This is a genomic window from Streptomyces sp. NPDC004788 (assembly GCF_053601115.1).
The window spans coordinates 20,771-38,630 of sequence record NZ_JBSGBF010000078.1; the positions used below are offsets into that span (position 1 = coordinate 20,771).

The following is a 17,860-nucleotide window of genomic DNA, read 5'->3' on the forward strand; positions in this document are numbered from 1 at the left end:
GCGCCGTTACGCGGGGCGCTGTTACGCGTGGAAGGGCAGGCCGGCGTCGGCGGCGAGCTCCAGGTCGTCGCCCTCGGGCGGCGGCAGGAGGGTCGCGGAGCCGTCGCTGACGGGGACCACGCCGAGTTCGAGGAGTTCGGCCATGGCGGCGCTGCCGGCCATGTCGCGGACCTGGAGCTGGTAGCGGGCGGTGGTGCGGTAGGAGCCGCCGGACTCGTCACCGGTGCGCTGGAGGAAGCCGGAGTCGGTGAGGAAGGCGACGGCCTTGCCGACGATGCCGGTGGTGGAACCGGCCAGGCGGCGGGCGTCCTTGGTGGCGCCGGTGGAGCTGCGCCGGGCGTAGATCCGCCAGGCGGCCTCCAGGCCGGGGGCGTCGGTCTCCGGGTCGGTGTTCTCGCCCTGCTGTTCGGCGCGCTCTTCGAGGCGGCGGCACGCCTGGCGGACGAAGGCGTCGACGCCGTTGACGGTGAGCCGGCCGATGTAGCCGTCGTCGGCGAGGTCCTCGGGGCGCGGGAAGGCCATGGTGGCGACGGCGAGGTGGGCGAGGCCGTGCAGGAAGCGGTCGGCGGAGTCGGTGGAGGCGCGGCGGGCGTAGTCGCCCATGCGCACGGCGAAGACGGAGTCCTCGGCGGCGGTCACGGCCATGCCGGCGCGCGGGGAGACCTCCAGGACGACCAGGCCGAGGCCGGTGGCGACGGCGTCGGCGAGCCGCGCGAAGCCGGGGTCCTCGCGGTAGCGGCGGAGCAGTTCGCCGTACTCGGCGTCACGGGCGGGCAGCAGCTTGGGCTGCAGCCCGAACGCCACGAGCCGGGCGGCGTCGGCCGCGTCGGCGGGGGTGAGCGCCGCCGGGGCCGCGGCCGGCGTCTGCGGGGCCTCCGGCTCGCTCCACGCGTCGGTGTGCTCGACGTGGTGTTCGCTCACGGCTGGGGCTCCTCGGTGCGGCGGTTCGGTGACTCGGTGTCGGGGGCGGGGGCGGGGGCGGGGGCGGGCAGGGGCAGTCGTACGGGCGTCACGGTGACGGGCGGCGCGGTGGCGGCCGGCTCGGCCGCGGGCCGCTGGTTCCGCGGCAGCGGTACGGGCCGCACGAAGGCCCGCGGGGCGGGCGCGGCCGGGGTGCGGACGTCGACGCCGCGCACCCGGGGCCCGTCGCCGGGCACCGGCTCCGCCACCGCGTCGCCCGCACTCGGCCGGCCGACGGTCACATGGGCCACGCGGGGGCCGGGGACGGGTCGGGGCGGGACGGCCGGGGTCGCGTCGGCGGCGGACGCGTCGGGGGCGGTCGCGTCGGGGGAAGTCGCGTTGGAGGAGGTCGCGTCGGCGGCGGACGCGTCCGAGAGGCTCTCGACCGCCGGGGTCGCGTCCGCCGGATTCTCGTCCTGCGGTGCCTCGCCCGCCGGGGTTCCGTCCGTCAACGTCTCGTCCGCCCGTGTCTCGTCCTGCGCCGTCTCGTCCTGCGCCGTCTCGTCCTGCGGGCCGGGCGGTGTCACGTGGCCTCCGTGCGGTCGGCGGCCATGCCCACGGCGTCGAGGAGGGCGGTGCCGACGATGAGGTCGGCGCCGCCGAACTCGGGGTCGTCGAGGGGGGTGCCGTCGTCGACGGCGAAGAGGAGGCGCTCCTCGCCCTGGCGGTAGGCGGTGCCGACCGGCGGGCTGGCGGCGTGCACGGCGAGCAGGGCGACGAGGTAGGGCAGGTCCGGGTCGAGGCGGCGGGCGTCGGCGAGGAGGCCGGAGAGCCGGCGCGGGGCGTCGTGCTCCAGGTCGAGCAGTTCCATCGCGGTGGCCAGCTGCTCCTCGCTGAAGCGGCTGTCGTCGGGGGTGGCGATCAGGTCCGGCTCGGGCATCTCGGCGCCGAGGTGCTGGCGCTCCACGGGCGGGGTGAGGAGCAGGTCGACGAGGTCGGTGACGCGGACGGCGGCGGGGGTGCGCAGTCCGGTGCCGTGGGCGAAGAAGGCGTCGGTGACCCGGGTGGCCTGCTCGACGGGGAGGGGCAGGATCGGGGCCACCAGCTGCCCGTACAGGTCGAGCCCGGTGTAGACGGTCGGCGTGGCGAACGCCTGCCGGTCCTGTTCGGCGCGGAAGAGCGGTCCGGCCTCCAGGAGGCGGGACTGGAGCTGGGTGTGGCGCCGGATGCAGTCCTTGACGATGTCGACGAGCTCGGCGGCGCGCCGCTTGTGCTCTTGGTCCTCGGCCTCGTCGCGGGCCTTGCGGATGTTGGTGAGGATCGCGTTCTCGTGGCGGTAGCGGTCGGCCACGTGGTCGAGCGCCTCGGCGATCATGTCGGGCACGGCGTTGAGCCAGTCGACCGCGCGGACGTTGCGCCGGGTGGCCTCCAGGGTGCGGCGGAGGGTCTCCGCGTACTGCACGGTCCGGTAGCGGGCCTGCTCGGCGGCGAGCTGGGCGTCGGCGAGGCGGCCCCGGCTGATCAGGACCTCCAGCTTGACCTCGGCGGCGATCTGGGCGCTGGTGACGTCGGTGTCGAGGGCGCCGACCAGCACGTTGACGGCCTCGTCGGTGGTGCGCAGATAGACCCCGCCGCCGTAGCCGGGGACCTCTTCGACGAGCTTGAAGTCGTAGTCACGGCGGGTGTAGACGCCGTCGGCGCCGAAGGTGCCGTAGACGGCGCGGAAGCCGCGGTCGACGCTGCCGACGTTGATCAGGTTCTCCAGCACCCAGCGGGCGACCCGCTCGTGCTCGGCGGCGGGGCGCTCGGGGGCCTGGGCGGCGACGCGGGGCAGCAGCCTGGCGATTATCTGCTCGTGGTCGGCGCCGGTGTCGAAGTCCATGTTGAGCGTGACCAGGTCGATCGCGGCGAGGGCGACCTCGGCCATCGCGTAGACCGAGTACTCGCCGGCCAGGTTCGCCTTGCGCACGTCCAGGTCGTGCAGCGGGGCGGTGCACGCGAGCGCGCGCAGCCGCCGCGCGAGCCCTTCGTCGGCGGCCGGGCCCTGCGCGGGGCGCGGCCCCGCGCTGAGCTGGGGCGGAGCGAGGTCCGTCGAGGCAGGCGAAGTCACGGTGCACAGATTAGGTCCTCGCACTGACAACGGTCGAAACGGCGCTTATACGGCCCGGGTCACGGCCCCGGCCCGCGCGCCGCCCCGTCGCGCACCCGTGAGCCTCGTCACTTTCCCCGCTCGTCCACCGCCTTGGCGTACGCGTCCGTGATCAGCGTGCGGGAGTCGTCGAGGTAGCGGGCGAGGAGCCGTTCCGCCCGGTCGCGCCGACCCGCCTGCAATTCGTCCAGAATCTCCCGGTTTCGGGCGAGATAGGGCTCATGGAGTCCGCGGGGGTCGTCCAGGGCGTGGAAGGCGAGCCGGAGTTCGGCGAGCACGCCCCGCATCAGTTCGTCGGCGCGGGCGCTGCCGGCCAGGGCGACGAGTTCGCGGTGGAAGTGGATGTTGGCGGTGGAGACGCCCGTCCAGTCCCCGGCGGCGGCCGCGCGCTCGCCCGCGGCGACGGCGGCGGCGAGCTCGTCGACCGGGTACGGCGGCTCGCCGAGGCCGCGCACCACGGCGCACTCGACGAGCCGCCGGGTGCGGTGGATGTCGTCGACGTCGTCGACGGTGAGGACCCGGACGAAGACGCCCCGGTTGAGCCGGTGGACGAGCAGCCGTTCGTGCGTGAGCAGCCGGAACGCCTCGCGCAGGGTGTTGCGGGAGACGCCGAGCGCGCCGCAGATGCCCTCCTCGGAGAGCCGGGTGCCGGGTGCGAAGAAGCCTTCGGCGATGCGGCTGCGCAGGATGTCGGCGACCCGTTCCGCCGTGCTGGTGCGGCCCAGCAGGGCGCGGTCCTCGTGGAGTTCGCCGGTTCCGTCCATGGTGCCTTTCTTACATCGCGGACCCGACTCTTGTCGGATTGTTGAACGATCCTTACATTGCCTGAATGACCCGGGACTCGATCGACCTCAACGCCGACCTCGGCGAAGGCTTCGGCCGCTGGACGCTGACCGACGACGAGCGACTGCTCTCGGTGGTCACCAGCGCCAACGTGGCCTGCGGCTTCCACGCCGGCGACGCGGCCACCATGCGGCGCGTCTGCGAGCTGGCGGCGGAGCGCGGCGTACGGATCGGAGCCCAGGTCTCCTACCGCGACCTGGCCGGTTTCGGGCGGCGCGCCATGGACGTGCCGGCGGCGGAGCTGGCGGCGGAAGTGGCGTACCAGATCGGTGCCCTGGAGGTGTTCGCCCGCGCGGCCGGCTCCACGGTGGCCTATGTGAAGCCGCACGGGGCGCTCTACAACCGGGTGGTGCGCGACGAGGAGCAGGCGGCGGCGGTCGTCGACGGGGTGCTGCTCGCCTCGGGCGCCGCCGGCCTGCCCGTCCTCGGGCTGCCCGGCTCCCGGCTCCACGAGGCCGCCGTGAAGGCCGGACTGCCGGTGGTCGGCGAGGCGTTCGGCGACCGCGCCTACCGGGCCGACGGCACCCTGCTGCCACGGGACCGGGAGGGCGCCGTGCTGCACGACGCCGACCAGGTCGTCGAACGGTCCGTGTCGATGGCCCGGTTCGGGACGGTCACGGCCCACTGCGGGCAGGCGGTGGCCGTACGGGCGCGCTCGCTGTGCCTGCACGGCGACACGCCCGGCGCCGTGGACCTGGCCCGGCGGGTGCGGTCCGCCCTGGAGTCCGCCGGGGTCGTGGTGGAGGCGTTCGCGTGAGGGCGCGGGAGGTGTTCCGGGTCGGCGAGCACGGGCTGCTCGTCGAGCTGGCGAGCGACGAGGCCACGGAGGCGTTCCACGCGGAGCTGCTGCGCCGCCGGGCGGAGGGCGTGCTGCCCGGCGTACGGGAGATCGTGCCGGCGGCCCGGACCGTGCTCCTGGACGGGGTGGCCGCACCGGAGCGGCTGGCGGCCGAGCTGCGCTCCTGGAAGGTTTCCGAGGGGCACGCGCGCGTGGCGGCGTCCGTGGAGCTGCCGGTGCGCTACGACGGGCCGGATCTGGCCGAGGTCGCCGCGCTGTGGGGGGTGTCCGTCGAGGCGGCGGTGCGGATCCACTCGGAGACCGGGTTCCGGGTCGCCTTCTGCGGGTTCGCGCCGGGCTTCGGCTATCTCACGGGCCTCGGCGCGCGGTACGAGGTGCCGCGCCGGGCCACGCCGCGCACCGCCGTGCCGGCCGGGTCGGTCGCGCTCGCGGGGCCGTACACGGGCGTGTACCCGCGGTCCTCGCCCGGCGGCTGGCAGATCGTCGGCACGACGGACGCCGTTCTGTGGGACACCGCCCGCGAGCCCGCCGCGCTGCTCTCCCCCGGCACCCGGGTGCGCTTCACGGCGGCGGGCCGATGACCGACCGCGAGCTCGCCGTCGTACGGGCCGGGGCGCTGACCACCGTGCAGGACCTGGGCCGCCCCGGCCACGCCCATCTCGGGGTGCCGCGCTCGGGTGCGCTCGACCCGGACGCGGTACGGCTCGTCAACCGCCTGCTCGGCGACGACGAGGACCGCGCCGTCCTGGAGACCACGCTCACCGGCTGCGCGGTGCGGCCGCGCTGCGCGGTGACGGTGGTGGTGGGCGGCGCGCCGTGTGCGGTGACCGTGGACGGGCGGCCGGCCGCCTGGGGCGCGCCGGTACGGGTCGGGCCCGGGCAGTTGCTCGACGTGGGCGCGGCGGTGCGCGGGCTGCGCTCGTACGTCGGGTTCGGCGGCGGGATCGCCGTCGACCCGGTGCTCGGCAGCCGCTCCACCGACCTGCTGTCCGGCCTCGGGCCGGCGCCGCTGGCGGACGGGGTGGTGCTGCCGCTGGGAGCGGACCCGGCCGTACGGGGGCGGGTCGACGCTCCGCCGTGGCCGGGCCCGCCGGACGAACTCGTCCTGCGGGTCCGGCTCGGGCCGCGCGACCGCTGGTTCACGCCCGGTGCCCTCCGGGCGCTGTCCACGCGCGCGTGGCGGGTCTCCGCGGCGAGCAACCGCATCGGACTGCGCACCGAGGGCCCGGCCTTGGAGCGCGCCGTGGCGGGCGAACTGCCCAGCGAGGGCATGCCCCTGGGTGCGGTGCAGGTGCCGCCGGACGGGCGTCCGGTGGTGTTCCTCGCCGACCATCCGACGACCGGCGGCTATCCGGTGGTCGCGGTGGTGCGGGAGGAGGACCTGGCGCGAGCGGCGCAGGCGGTGCCGGGGACGGTGGTGCGCTTCGTCCCGTACTGCTGACAACCCGGTTCACAGCGGTGGCGGGCCGTAGCCCCCGCCGCCGGGCGTGCGGACGACGAGGACGTCTCCGGGGCCGACGTCGGTCGTGTCGACGCCGTCGAGGCGGTCGACGGTGCCGTCGGCGCGCTCCACGGTGTTGGCGCCGAGCGCGCCCGGTTCGCCGCCCGCCATGCCGTACGGGGGGACGCGGCGGTGGCCGGTGAGCAGGGCGACCGTCATGGGCTCCAGGAAGCGGATGCGGCGCTCGACGCCCGCGCCGCCGTGCCAGCGGCCGCGGCCGCCGCTGTCCTCGCGGACGGCGAAGGAGTCGACGCGGACGGGGTGGCGCCACTCCAGGATCTCGGGGTCGGTGAGCCGGGAGTTGGTCATGTGGGTCTGGACGGCGTCGGCGCCGTCGAAGCCGTCGCCGGCGCCGGAGCCGCTGGCGACGGTCTCGTAGTACTGCGTGCGCTCGTTGCCGAAGGTGACGTTGTTCATCGTGCCGGAGCCCTCCGCCTGGACGCCGAGGGCCGCGTAGAGCGCGCCGGTGACGGCCTGGGAGGTCTCGACGTTGCCGGCGACGGTGGCGGCGGGGTGGGCGGGCGCGAGCATGGAGCCGGGCGGGACGCGGACGTCGAGGGGTTCCAGGCAGCCGCTGTTGAGCGGGATGTCGTCGGCGACCAGGGTCCGGAAGACGTAGAGCACGGCGGCCATGACGACGGAGGTGGGCGCGTTGGCGTTGCCGTCCTGCTGGGGTGAGGTGCCGGTGAAGTCGAGGACGGCGGAGCGCTGCTCGCGGTCGACGCGGACGGCGACCCGGATGACGGCGCCGCCGTCGGTCTCGTATCGGCAGGAGCCGTCGTGGAGCCCGGCGACGATCCGGCGCACGGACTCCTCGGCGTTGGCGCGCACGTGCCGCATGTAGGCGTGGACGACGTCGAGGCCGAACTGGGCGACGGTCTTGCGGAGTTCCTCGATGCCCTTCTCGTTGGCGGCGATCTGGGCGCGCAGGTCGGCGAGGTTGGTGTCGGGGTCCCGCGAGGGGTAGGGGGCGCCGGTGAGCAGCGCGCGGGTCTCGGCCTCGCGGAACCTGCCGTCGCGGACGAGGAGCCAGTTGTCGAAGAGGACGCCCTCCTCGTCGACGGTGCGGCTGAAGGCGGGCATGGAGCCGGGGGTGATGCCGCCGATCTCGGCGTGGTGGCCGCGGGAGGCGACGAGGAAGCGGAGCTCGGTGCCGTCGTCGTCGAAGACGGGGGTGACGACGGTGACGTCCGGGAGGTGGGTGCCGCCGTGGTACGGGTCGTTGATGGCGTACACGTCGCCGGGGCGCAGCCCGCCCTCGTTGCGGCGCAGCACCTCTTTGATGGACTCGCCCATGGAGCCGAGGTGGACGGGGATGTGGGGGGCGTTGGCGATGAGGTTGCCTTCGGGGTCGAAGAGCGCGCAGGAGAAGTCGAGGCGTTCCTTGATGTTGACGGAGTGGGCGGTGTTCTCCAGGCGCACGCCCATCTGCTCGGCGATCGCCATGAAGAGGTTGTTGAAGACCTCCAGGAGGACCGGGTCGACGTCGGTGCCGGCGGCGGTGCGCGGGGGGCGCGGGGTGACGCGGCGCAGCAGCAGGTGGCCGCCTTCGGCGGCGGTGGCGGCCCAGCCGGGGTCGACGACGGTGGTGGCGTCGGCCTCGGCGAGGATCGCGGGGCCGGTGACGGTGTCGCCGGGGCGAAGGTCCTCGCGACGGTGCAGCGGGGTGTCGGCGGGCGCTCCGCCGCTGTACATGGTGAGGGTGGCGCGGGCCGTCGGGGCGCCCTCGCGGCTGCTTTCGGAAGCCCCTGTGGGGACGACGACGGGCCCGTGCGGTCCGGCGGTGCCGACGGCCTCCACGGAGACGGCCTCGACGACGACCGGCACGTCCATGGTGAAGGCGTACCGCTCCCGGTGGAGGGCTGTGAACCGGGTTTTCATCTCTTCCGCCGGGGCGAGGGGCACCGCGAGGCTCGCGTCGGTTCCGGCGTAACGGAGCAGCACGCGCGCGCGGGTGGTGATCGCCTCGTCGGGGAGTCCGTCGGCGCGCAGCTCCTCGCTCGTGCGGTCGGCGAGTTCGGCGCACAGCCGGTCGACGCGCTCGGCGGTGCCGTCGGCGTCGAGTTCGGCCTCGACCGACCGCTCGCGCATGGCGGTGGCGTCGGCGAGCCCGATCCCGTACGCGGAGAGGACACCGGCGAGCGGCGGTACGACGACGGTGTCGATGCCGAGCGCGTCGGCGACGGCGCAGGCGTGCTGGCCGCCGGCGCCGCCGAAGCTGGTGAGGGCGTAGCGGGTGATGTCGTGGCCGCGCTGGACGGAGATCTTCTTGACGGCGTTGGCCATGTTGAGGACGGCGATCTCCAGGAAGCCGGCGGCCACCTGCTCGGGGGTGCGGCCGCCGCCGACCTCGGCGGCGAGGGCGGTGAACCTCTCGCGGACGACGTCGGCGTCGAGCGGCTGATCGCCGTCGTCACCGAAGACGGCGGGGAAGTGGTCCGGCTGGATCCGGCCGAGCATCACGTTGGCGTCGGTGACGGTGAGCGGGCCGCCGCGCCGGTAGCAGGCGGGCCCGGGGACGGCGCCGGCCGAGTCGGGGCCGACGCGGTAGCGGCTGCCGTCGTAGTGGAGGACGGAGCCGCCGCCGGCGGCGACGGTGTGGATGCTCATCATCGGGGCGCGCATGCGCACGCCGGCGACCTGGGTGCCGAGTTCACGCTCGAACTCGCCCGCGTAGTGCGACACATCGGTGGAGGTGCCGCCCATGTCGAAGCCGATGACCCGGTCGAATCCCGCTTGTCCGGAGGTGCGGGCCATGCCGACGACGCCGCCGGCGGGACCGGACAGGACGGCGTCCTTGCCGCGGAAGTGCGCGGCCTCGCGCAGGCCGCCGTTGGACTGCATGAACATCAGGCGGATGCCGGCGAGTTCACGGGCGACCTCGTCGACGTACCGGCGCAGGATCGGCGACAGGTAGGCGTCGACGACGGTGGTGTCGCCGCGCGGGACGAGCTTGATGAGCGGGCTGACCTCGTGGGAGCAGCTGACCTGGGTGAAGCCGGCGGCGCGGGCGAGTGCGGCGACGCGGGTCTCGTGGGCGGGGTGGCGGTAGCCGTGCAGCAGGACGACGGCGGCGGAGCGCAGCCCGTCGCGGTGGGCGGCGGCCAGGGCGGCGGCGACGGCGTCCTCGTCGAGCGGGGTGACGGTCCCGCCGTGGGCGTCGACCCGTTCGGGGACCTCGATCACGCGCGCGTACACCGCCTCGGGCAGCACGATGTGCCGGTCGAAGAGGCGCGGGCGGTTCTGGTAGGCGATGCGGAGGGCGTCGCGGAAGCCGCGGGTGATCAGCAGGACGGTGGGTTCGCCGCGGCGCTCCAGGAGGGCGTTGGTGGCGACGGTGGTGCCCATCTTGACGACGTCGACCCGGTCGGCGGGCACGGCCTCGCCGGGGTCGAGGCCGAGCAGCAGCCGGATGCCGGCGACGGCGGCGTCGTCGGGCCGGGCGGGATCGTGCGAGAGCAGTTTGCGGGTGACGAGCCGCCCGTCGGGGCGCCGGCCCACGACGTCGGTGAAGGTGCCGCCGCGGTCGATCCAGAACTCCCAGCGTCCGGTCATGCCCTCATTGTCGCCGCCAGGGCCTGGGCGAGGGCGTGGTCGGCGCGCGCGTCGAGGCGGTCGCGGGTGCCGGTGGCGCAGTGGCGGACCTCGGTGGCGGCGAGCACGAGGAGCTGGGGCAGCAGGTCGCCGCAGCGGCGTACGACCCAGGCGGTGCCGGCCGTCGCCAGCCAGAAGACGGCGTCGGCGCGGGTGGGCGGCGGTTGCCGGGGCTCGCGGGAGGGCGGCGCGCCGTGGGCGAGGCCACGTTCGCGGAGCAGGGTGTGGAAGGCGGCGGCGATGGTGCGGTGGCCGCGTTCGCCGGGGTGCAGCCGGTCGGCGCTCCACAGGGTGCGGTCGTCGGTCCAGGCGGGCGCGTCGAGGTGCAGGTGGACGGCGTCGTAGCGGGCGGAGAGTTCGTGCGTTACGGCGTTGACGGCCCGTTGCCGGCGGGCGAGGGGCCGGGCGAGCGGCGCGGGCAGCCCGAGCATCCGCCCGGGGTCGGGCAGACAGGCGGTGAGCAGTACGGTGCCGGTCGCGGTGAGTTCGGCGCAGACCCGGTCGAGGCGGCGCGCGAGCAGGCCGATGTCGAAGGTGCGGCGCAGGGTGTCGTTGACGCCGACGACGACGGACGCGAGCTGGGGCCGCAGCGCGAGCGCCGCGGGCAGCTGGGTCTCGGCGACGTCCCGGCTCTGCGCCCCGCTCGACGAGAGGTTGCTGAAGGCGACCCGCCCGTGCTCGCCGGCCAGGCCTTCGGCGAGCAGCGCGGCCCAGCCGCGCCAGGCGTCTCCGACGCGGTCGCCGACGCCCTCGCTGAGGGAGTCGCCGAGCACGACGAACCAGGTGGTCCGGGGTTCGTGCGGCGGCGCGGCCTTCTCCTCCACGCCGGAGAGGCCGGCGGTCATCGCGGCGCCTCCTGGCGGGCGTCGTGGGCGGCGAGGAAGGCGGCGGTGGCGCGCGACCAGGAGAAGAGTTCGGCGCGGCCGCGGGCGGTCGCCCGGCGGACGGGTTCGTCGCGGGCGAGGAGCGTGCGGACGGCGCGGGCGAAGGAGACCGGGTCGTCGACGGCGCAGGCGCCCGCGTCGGCGACGACCTCGGGGAGCGCGGAGGAGGCGCTGCAGACGACGGGGGTGCCGCAGGCGAGGGCTTCCAGGGCGGCAAGGCCGAACGTTTCCGCGGGCCCCGGGGCGAGGCACACGTCGGCCGCGGCCTGGAGGTCGGCCAGCTCCTCGCGGTCGCCGACATGGCCGAGGAACCGCACCGGGAGCCGCTGCTCCCGGGCCCGCCGCTCCAGGGCGCCGCGCAGCGGCCCGTCACCGGCCACCACGAGCGCGGCGCGCAGCCCCTGGGCGCGCAGCACGGCCAGGGCGTCGAGGGCGGTGCCGGGGCGCTTCTCCACGGAGAGCCGGGAGCACATCACGAGCAGCGCCCGCTCCCCGTCCGCGTACCGCGCCCGCAGGACGGCGCTGCGCCGCCCGGGCCGGCAGCGGTCCAGGTCGACGCCGAGCGGCGCGCGGACGACGTTGCGCGCCCCGATCCGCACGAACTCCCGCTCCGCCCACTCGGTGGTGCAGACGATCCGTGAGTACACCCACGCGGTGCGGCGGTTGAGCCGGTCGGCCGCCCGGGCCGCGAACGGCGCCGGCAGGCCCCAGGTGCGGAGCACGCCGTCGGCGGTCTCGTGGGAGACCATCACGGAGGGCACCCGGGCGCGCCGGGCCCACTCCCCCGTCCAGCGCAGGGTGGTCCGGTCGGAGACCTCCAGGCGGTCGGGGGCGAGCTCCTCCAGGAGCCGGCGCAGCCGGCGGCGGTCGGCGAGGACGCGGTAGCCGCCGGTGCCGGGCAGCTCGGGGCCGGGCAGGGTGATCACCCGGCCCTGCGCGGTCTCCCGGTCGTCCGACCGGTCGCCGGGGACGACGAGGACGGCTTCGTGACCGGCGGCCAGGTAGCCGCGGCCGAGCTGGTCGAGAGCGGTGCGCAGGCCGCCGGAGGTCGGGGTGACGAAGTTGGCGAGCCGCACGATCCGCAGCGGCCCCCCGCCGCCGTCGCGAGCGCCGCGACGTTCGCCGTGCTGCTCGCTGGCGCCCTGCCGCTCGCCGTGCCGGTTGCCGTGCCGCGTACCGTCGCCTGGCCGGCAGCCCCGGTGGTTGCCGTGCTGCTCGCCGTCGCGTGGCTGCTCGCCGTGAGGGTCGCGGTCAGCCGGCTGGCCGCCCTGGTGGTTGCCGTGCTGCTCGCCGTCGCGTGGCTGCTCGCCGTGACGGTCGCGGTCAGCCGGCTGGCCGCCCTGGTGGTTGCCGTGCTGGTGCTGGTGCTGGTGCTGGTGCTGGTGGCCGCGAGGGGAGTCGTGGCGGGTGTCGGTCACGCCGCCACCGCCGTCCGCTCCCGCAGCACCTCCAGGTAGTGGCCGATCAGCTCGTCGCCGACCGCCTCCCAGGTGCGCCGTTCGACCGCGGCGCGCCCGGCCCCGCCGTACGCGGCCCGGAGCGTCGGCGCGGCGGCCAGCGAGGCGACGGCCTGGCGCAGCCCGCCCGCGTCCTCGGGCGGGACGAGGAGTCCGGTGCGGCGGTGGGCGACCAGGTCGAGGGGGCCACCGGCGGCGGGCGCGACGACCGGGACGCCGCTCGCCATGGCCTCCTGCACGGTCTGGCAGAACGTCTCGTACGGGCCGGTGTGCGCGAACACGTCGAGCGAGGCGAAGATCCGCGCGAGTTCGTCGCCGGTGCGGCGGCCCAGGAAGACGGCGCCGGGCAGGGCCGCCCGCAGCCCCGGCTCACTGGGGCCGTCGCCGACGACCACGACCCGTACCCCGGGCAGCCCGCACACCGCCGCGAGCAGGTCCACCCGCTTCTCGGGCGCGAGCCGCCCCACGTACCCGACGAGCGTCTCCCCGCCCGGCGCGAGCTCGCGCCGCAGCGCCGCGTCGCGCAGCTCCGGCCGGAAGCGCGCGGTGTCGACCCCGCGCCGCCAGATCCGGACCCGCCCGATCCCGTGCGCCTCCAGGTCGCGCGCGGCGGCGGTGGAGGGCGCGAGGGTCCGGTCGGCGGCGCCGTGCACGGCGCGCAGCCGGCGCCAGGCGGTGGACTCGCCGCCGCCCACGTACGTACGGGCATAGCCGGCGAGATCGGTCTGGTAGACGGCGACGGCCGGCAGGCCGAGCCGGGCGGCGGCGCTCATCCCGCGCACGCCGAGCACGAACGGGCCGGCCAGGTGCACGATGTCCGCGCGGTGCGCGGCGATGGCATGGGCCACCCGGCGGCTGGGGAGCGCCACCCGCACCTGCGGATAGCCGGGCAGCGGCAGCGACGGCACCCGCACGACAGGGCAGGGTGCGGCGGCGTCCGGGTCGTCGGCGGCGGCGGTGACGGGGGCCGGGGCGGCGGGGGCGACCACGAGCGGGTCGTGGCCGCGGCGGACGAGGTGGCGGGCGGTCTGCAGGGCGGTGTGGGCCACCCCGTTGACATCGGGCGGGAAGGACTCGGTGACGATGACGACACGCATACGGGTGTTCTCGTCGCGTTCGGCGTGTCCCCATCAAAGTGGATCTGGACGGGGAGGGAACGTCCCATGAGCGTTTACCGCGCCGAGGGAACAGGGCACGCCGACGCCCGCGCGGCCGCCGGGGTGGCCGGAAATCGGCCACCCCCGTCGTATCGCGGAAGGGCGGAGCCCCGCGGGGCGTGCGGACCCCAGGGCCTGGCCGACCCTGATCCGCCGGACGGGCCCTAGACCTGGAGGTCCAGGTCCGGTCCTATCCGCTGGCGCACGGCCGTCTGGACCTCCGCCTCCTCGGCGGGGTCGACGGCGAGGCGGCGCAGTCGCTCGGCGACTCGGACGTCACCGGTCTCGGCGTGCAGGGCCGCGACCTCGCGGGTGGTCTCCTCGCAGTCCCAGAGGCATTCGACGGCGAAGCCGGTGGGGAAACCGGCGTCCGTGGCGGCGAGGGCGCGGGCGGTGCGGCCGCGCAGCTCGGAGGAGGCGGTCTCGCGGTAGACGTGGCGCAGTACGGGCGCGGCGCAGGCGATGCCGAGCCGGCCGGCGCCGTCGACGAGGGGGTAGAGCGCGGGGGCGTCGGGGCCCTGGGAGCGGATCGTCTCGCGGAGGGCGCCGAGGACGAGGGGGGAGTCCTCGGAGCCGCCGCGGCAGGCGAGCGTCCCGGCCGCGGCGGCGCCGAGCGCGTCGGGGCGGTGGATCCAGCCGCGGGCGCGGTCGACGGCGGCCTCGCCGCTCATCCTCCGGTACGCGGTGACGGCGGCGTCCGCGACGGTGCGCGGGCCGTCGTTGACGGCGAGTTCGACGAGGTCGAGGACGGCGGGGTCCTGGGCCTCGGCGAGGTAGTGCAGGGCGGCGCAGCGGGCGCCGTCCGGGCCGCTGCGGGCCGCGTCGAGGATCGTCGCGCGGTCTTCCGGGCCGGCGACGGCGACCAGGCAGCGGGCGGCGGGCAGATGCAGCTCGGCGCCGCGCTCGTGGCCCTCCTGGGCCCAGTCGAGGACGGCCCGGACGCTCCAGCCGGGGCGCGGCCCGGTCGGGGTCAGCTGCCGCTGCCAGCGGTCGAAGGAGCCCTGTTCGCGGGCGGCCCGGATGCGGGCGCCCACGGATTCGCGCGGGTCCTCGGCCCACAGCCGCCAGGGCCGCGGCTCGTAGGCGTCGCGGACGGTGGCGGCGAGCTCGGCCTCGCCCTCGGGGGTGGCCGGGAAGCGGGCGAGCACGGGCAGGGCGAGGGCGCGCAGGCCCGCGTCGTCGTCGCGCAGCGCGAGCTCGTCCAGGGCCCAGGCCCAGTTGGTCCCGGCGGCGGCGTAGCGCCGCAGGAGCAGCAGGGCGTCCTGGCGTCCGTACGAGGCCAGGTGGCCGAGGACGGAGAGCGCGAGCCCGGTCCTGGACTCCTCGTCGTCGAGGTGGTCCTCGGCGCCGAAGAGGTGCGCCTCGATCTCCTCCAGACCTCCGGCGAGGTCCAGGTAGAGCCGGGCGTAGTAGAGGGAGCGGTTCTCGACCCGCCAGTCCTGGCGGGGGTCGTCGAGAACGCAGTGGTTGAGGGCCGCGAGGGCCTCGGCACGTGGCGCGGCGAGCGCGTGCAGGGTGCCGTCGCCGCGGCCCCGCTGCAGCAGGCCGAGCAGGGTGCCGCTCGGCGCTATGACTGGATCGAACATGGAAGACGCCTCACATCAAGCTGTCGACACGACCGGGGGGAATCCGGGATGAACCGGGTCAGGCTGTTCGCCTAGGCCGTGCGGCAACATGTCGGGCCGCCCGTCGTCCTGCGCTTGCCAGTGACCATCTTCCTCTGCCTCTCGTCGGTGGCCCCATCCGGGCCCGACGTCATGATGACCCACCCATTTCGCCACCGCGACCACATTTACGGCACCGTCTCACCTGGGGTTCAGCCCGCGTTCACCGAGCTCCGAACAGTTCCAGGAGTTCGGTCTTGCCGAACATCCGCGCGGTGTCCACGGCGGACGGAGTCCCGGCTTCCGGATTCGCCCCGCCGGCGAGCAGGGCCCGGACGACGGCGTCCTCGCCCTTGAAGACGGCGCCGGCGAGCGGGGTCTGGCCGCGGTCGTTGGCGCGGTCGGCGTCGGCGCCGCGGGTCAGCAGGGCGGTCACGGCCTCGGCGTGGCCGTGGTACGCGGCGAGCATGACGAGCGAGTCGCCCTTCTCGTTGCTGAGGTTCGCCGGGACACCGGCGTCGAGGTATGCGGCGAGGGTCACCGCGTCGCCGGTGCGCGCGAGGTCGAAGACCTTGGAGGCCAGCTCGACGACCTCGGGGTCCGGGGTCTCGTTCTCGCTCATGGTTCACAACCGCCCTTCGTGCTTGACCTGCTGCCTGCCCGGCCTGCCATCTGCCCGGCCTGCCGCCTGCTGCCTGCTACCTGCTTGACCTGCGACGCACGGCAAGCGCGGCCGTACGAGTGAATCGACAGGGTACTGCCCGCGACACGACATGAGGCGGCGTGTCCGCGGCAAGGATGATCGCGGTCCACGACGGCGGGGCGCACTACCGCAAACCATGCGATTCGCCACCCGGAGAGGTACCCGGCATCCGCCGGTCAAGTGAAAACGCGAACGATTCACCCATTTGCACCTTTAGTCATATAGATACTTGCCGTGAACTTGGAAGGACTCATCGTGACTGTCCCCTCAACCAGGAGAACCGCTCATGATCCTGTCCTTCTCAGTCGTCGTCCTGCTCGGCATCGTCTCCTTCCTGTTCTTCAAGAAGGACGGCCTCAAGGTCTCGCACGCGCTGGTCTGCTCGCTCTTCGGGTTCTACCTGGCGGGCACCGCCATCGCGCCGAGCATCACCGCCGGCGGTCAGAGCCTCGCCAGCCTCCTCGGCGGGATCAAGTTCTGACGCCTCTCCACCCCTTCCACCCCTTCAGGAGTACGACGTGGCCCGGCGACCACTCCCCCGCATTCTGAGCAGCGGCACCGCACAGATCGCTCGCAGCCGAGAGATCGCGCGCACGGCCGCCGACAGTGCCACCGACGTGCTCCATCCGCTGATCACCCTCTCGCGTGGTCTGCGGAAGCTGGCCGCGACCGCGCGCGCCAAGTGGGCCGCGACCCCCAAAGAGCGGCGTGGTCCCACGCTGTTCCTGGTCGCGGCCTGCGTCCTGGTCGTCGCCCTCGTGCCGTACGGACCGCTCCTCGCGCTCGTCGCGCTGATGGGCGCGGCCGCCTGGCAGGGGCGGGAGCGCCCGGTCGTCAAGACCGGGCCCGACGACGCCGAGGTCGCCCGGCTCAAGGGCCTCTACGAGGCCCTCGTGCCCTACCTGTCGCTGCCCGAGGACCCCGAACCGCTCTTCGCGCACGGCGGCGACTGGGCCGCCGCCTTCGCGGACCACGCCTTCGACGAGGACGGGCGGCTCACCCGGCTGCGCATCTCCTACCCCCCGTACTTCCCCGACGGCGAGCCCACCGCCCGGGCGCGCGTCGAGCAGCTGCTGCACGCCAAGTCGGGGCGCGGCCGCGAGTACCTCTTCGAGTGGGACGAGGAGGGCAACCGGCTCACCATGCGGGTGCTGCCCGCCCTGCCCACCACCATCGCCGCCCAGCGCTTCGTCACCGTGCCCGGCGAGACGGTCCTCGGCTTCACCGACGCCGACGCCGTGCAGCGGACCGTGCCGGTCCGGGCCTCCGACGGCACCGAGGACGCCCCGGCCGTCGTCTGGCGCACCGGCCCCCGCTCCACCGAGCCCCACCTGCTCGCCGTCGGCCAGCCCGGCAGCGGCACCACCTCCCTGCTCCGCTCGATCGCGCTCCAGGCGCTCCCGCACGGCGACGTCCTCGTCATCGAGGGCGGCGGCACCGGCGAGTACGCGTGCCTCGTCGGCCGGGACGGCGTCCTCGCCGTCGAGTGCGGCCTCACGGGCGCCCTCGCCAGCCTGGAGTGGGCCGCGCACGAGACCGAACGCCGGCTCGTCGCCGCCAACCGGGCCCGCCAGTCCGGCCACCCGGCCCCCGAGGACACCCGGCGCCCCCTGTGGATCCTGCTCGACCGGCCGAGCGTCCTCGGCGACCTCGCCGCCGCCGACGGCCGCCCCGACCCGCAGGACCTGCTCCAGCTGCCGCTCCGGCACGGGCGCGCCGCCCAGGTCACCGTCGTGATCGCGGAACAGTTCGACAGCCTGGACGCGCTGACCGAGACCGTACGGAGCCACACCCGCGCCCGGGTCGTGCTCGGCCCCGCCGCCCCCGACCAGATCGCCGCGGTCCTGGGCACCCGCCCGCACACCACCCCGGTCCCCGACGTCCCGCCGGGCCGCGGCTACGCCCGCCTCGGCACCGGCCCGGTACTCCGCCTCCAGGTGCCCGCCACGCCGGACCCGTACGACGACGCCACCAGCGAGGCGCACCGCCAGGCCGTTCTGGAGCTGCTCCCCGAGCGGCGGACGGCCGCGGGCTCGGCCCCGGAGCTCGACCTGGAGCCGGACCTGGACGCGGACACGGCCCCGACGCTGCGCAAGGAGCCGGGGGCGGCTGTGCCGTCGCCGGTGCCGGCGGAGGGCTGAGGCCGGATCGGACAGTGGATCCGGGATGTTGGATCCCGGATGTCGGATACGAAGAGGGCGGCCGCACCGTCATGGGTGCGGCCGCCCTCATCGACAGCACTGCCGGGGAGGCCGCCCGGAGTCAACAA

Annotated in this window: 16 protein-coding genes; 6 read left to right on the forward strand and 10 right to left on the reverse strand. The window is 75.4% G+C overall.

The genetic code is table 11. The features are described from left to right. Positions 1-21: 21 nt before the first annotated feature. From ACWEJX_RS27900 to ACWEJX_RS27915, 4 genes are all read right to left on the reverse strand, one after another. Entirely contained in the window at positions 22-921 is a 900-nt protein-coding gene (locus ACWEJX_RS27900) for a hypothetical protein (protein ID WP_403796572.1), read from the reverse strand. Next, positions 918-1,487, reverse strand: a complete 570-nt coding sequence (locus ACWEJX_RS27905) for a hypothetical protein (RefSeq protein WP_451610173.1) — start codon at positions 1,485-1,487, stop codon at positions 918-920. Before ACWEJX_RS27905 ends, ACWEJX_RS27900 begins: the two co-directional genes overlap by 4 nt. Next, the gene (locus ACWEJX_RS27910; protein WP_451610174.1) at positions 1,484-3,010 is read right to left on the reverse strand and encodes a hypothetical protein; all 1,527 of its coding nucleotides are present in this window, start codon (positions 3,008-3,010) and stop codon (positions 1,484-1,486) included. The genes ACWEJX_RS27905 and ACWEJX_RS27910 overlap by 4 nt, the downstream gene beginning before the upstream one ends. A gap of 107 nt (positions 3,011-3,117) precedes the next feature. Continuing rightward, entirely contained in the window at positions 3,118-3,813 is a 696-nt protein-coding gene (locus ACWEJX_RS27915) for a GntR family transcriptional regulator (protein WP_451610175.1), read from the reverse strand. Positions 3,814-3,878: 65 nt separating this feature from the next. Here ACWEJX_RS27915 and ACWEJX_RS27920 point away from each other — a divergent pair, with 65 nt between their 5' ends. Genes ACWEJX_RS27920 through ACWEJX_RS27930 form a run of 3 tightly spaced genes read left to right on the forward strand, consistent with a single transcriptional unit; the run spans position 3,879 to position 6,132 of the window. Then, the gene (locus ACWEJX_RS27920; protein ID WP_451610176.1) at positions 3,879-4,649 is read left to right on the forward strand and encodes a LamB/YcsF family protein; all 771 of its coding nucleotides are present in this window, start codon (positions 3,879-3,881) and stop codon (positions 4,647-4,649) included. After that, entirely contained in the window at positions 4,646-5,272 is a 627-nt protein-coding gene (locus ACWEJX_RS27925; RefSeq protein ID WP_451610177.1) for a 5-oxoprolinase subunit B family protein, read from the forward strand. The genes ACWEJX_RS27920 and ACWEJX_RS27925 overlap by 4 nt, the downstream gene beginning before the upstream one ends. Further along, complete coding sequence (locus tag ACWEJX_RS27930) at positions 5,269-6,132, forward strand: 5-oxoprolinase subunit C family protein (RefSeq protein WP_451610178.1); 864 nt, start codon at positions 5,269-5,271, stop codon at positions 6,130-6,132. Before ACWEJX_RS27925 ends, ACWEJX_RS27930 begins: the two co-directional genes overlap by 4 nt. 9 nt (positions 6,133-6,141) lie before the next feature. On the opposite strand, the gene ACWEJX_RS27935 is transcribed toward ACWEJX_RS27930, so the two are convergent. Genes ACWEJX_RS27935 through ACWEJX_RS27945 form a run of 3 tightly spaced genes read right to left on the reverse strand, consistent with a single transcriptional unit; the run spans position 6,142 to position 11,755 of the window. Next, positions 6,142-9,747 (reverse strand): hydantoinase B/oxoprolinase family protein, encoded by a 3,606-nt coding sequence (locus ACWEJX_RS27935; protein ID WP_451610179.1) that lies wholly within the window; start codon positions 9,745-9,747, stop codon positions 6,142-6,144. Further along, positions 9,744-10,631: an SGNH/GDSL hydrolase family protein gene (locus ACWEJX_RS27940; protein WP_451610180.1), complete on the reverse strand. Its 888-nt coding sequence runs from the start codon at positions 10,629-10,631 to the stop codon at positions 9,744-9,746. The genes ACWEJX_RS27935 and ACWEJX_RS27940 overlap by 4 nt, the downstream gene beginning before the upstream one ends. After that, positions 10,628-11,755, reverse strand: a complete 1,128-nt coding sequence (locus tag ACWEJX_RS27945) for a glycosyltransferase (protein ID WP_451610186.1) — start codon at positions 11,753-11,755, stop codon at positions 10,628-10,630. The genes ACWEJX_RS27940 and ACWEJX_RS27945 overlap by 4 nt, the downstream gene beginning before the upstream one ends. Positions 11,756-11,794: 39 nt before the next feature. Here ACWEJX_RS27945 and ACWEJX_RS27950 point away from each other — a divergent pair, with 39 nt between their 5' ends. Then, positions 11,795-12,127, forward strand: a complete 333-nt coding sequence (locus tag ACWEJX_RS27950; protein WP_451610187.1) for a hypothetical protein — start codon at positions 11,795-11,797, stop codon at positions 12,125-12,127. Here the strand turns inward: ACWEJX_RS27950 and ACWEJX_RS27955 are convergent. From ACWEJX_RS27955 to ACWEJX_RS27965, 3 genes are all read right to left on the reverse strand, one after another. After that, positions 12,085-13,224 carry a glycosyltransferase family 4 protein gene (locus tag ACWEJX_RS27955; RefSeq protein WP_451610181.1) on the reverse strand — a complete coding sequence of 380 codons (1,140 nt, stop codon included), beginning with the start codon at positions 13,222-13,224 and terminating at the stop codon, positions 12,085-12,087. The genes ACWEJX_RS27950 and ACWEJX_RS27955 overlap by 43 nt on opposite strands. Positions 13,225-13,448: 224 nt before the next feature. Then, complete coding sequence (locus tag ACWEJX_RS27960) at positions 13,449-14,870, reverse strand: HEAT repeat domain-containing protein (protein WP_451610182.1); 1,422 nt, start codon at positions 14,868-14,870, stop codon at positions 13,449-13,451. A 241-nt stretch (positions 14,871-15,111) separates the two neighbouring features. Next, entirely contained in the window at positions 15,112-15,510 is a 399-nt protein-coding gene (locus ACWEJX_RS27965; protein WP_451610183.1) for an ankyrin repeat domain-containing protein, read from the reverse strand. 367 nt (positions 15,511-15,877) lie between these two features. Between ACWEJX_RS27965 and ACWEJX_RS27970 the strand changes: the two genes are divergently transcribed. Continuing rightward, positions 15,878-16,072 (forward strand): hypothetical protein, encoded by a 195-nt coding sequence (locus tag ACWEJX_RS27970; protein WP_389213023.1) that lies wholly within the window; start codon positions 15,878-15,880, stop codon positions 16,070-16,072. Between the two features lie 37 nt (positions 16,073-16,109). Next, positions 16,110-17,732 (forward strand): hypothetical protein, encoded by a 1,623-nt coding sequence (locus tag ACWEJX_RS27975; RefSeq protein WP_451610184.1) that lies wholly within the window; start codon positions 16,110-16,112, stop codon positions 17,730-17,732. Positions 17,733-17,860: the final 128 nt, after the last annotated feature.

Coding starts and splice junctions, on each gene's coding strand:
- ACWEJX_RS27915 (WP_451610175.1), bottom strand. CDS start 3,813: ATGGACGGAACCGGCGAACTCCACGAGGACCGCGCCCTGCTGGGCCGC.
- ACWEJX_RS27920 (WP_451610176.1), top strand. CDS start 3,879: ATGACCCGGGACTCGATCGACCTCAACGCCGACCTCGGCGAAGGCTTC.
- ACWEJX_RS27930 (WP_451610178.1), top strand. CDS start 5,269: ATGACCGACCGCGAGCTCGCCGTCGTACGGGCCGGGGCGCTGACCACC.
- ACWEJX_RS27935 (WP_451610179.1), bottom strand. CDS start 9,747: ATGACCGGACGCTGGGAGTTCTGGATCGACCGCGGCGGCACCTTCACC.
- ACWEJX_RS27940 (WP_451610180.1), bottom strand. CDS start 10,631: ATGACCGCCGGCCTCTCCGGCGTGGAGGAGAAGGCCGCGCCGCCGCAC.
- ACWEJX_RS27955 (WP_451610181.1), bottom strand. CDS start 13,224: ATGCGTGTCGTCATCGTCACCGAGTCCTTCCCGCCCGATGTCAACGGG.
- ACWEJX_RS27960 (WP_451610182.1), bottom strand. CDS start 14,870: ATGTTCGATCCAGTCATAGCGCCGAGCGGCACCCTGCTCGGCCTGCTG.
- ACWEJX_RS27965 (WP_451610183.1), bottom strand. CDS start 15,510: ATGAGCGAGAACGAGACCCCGGACCCCGAGGTCGTCGAGCTGGCCTCC.
- ACWEJX_RS27970 (WP_389213023.1), top strand. CDS start 15,878: ATGATCCTGTCCTTCTCAGTCGTCGTCCTGCTCGGCATCGTCTCCTTC.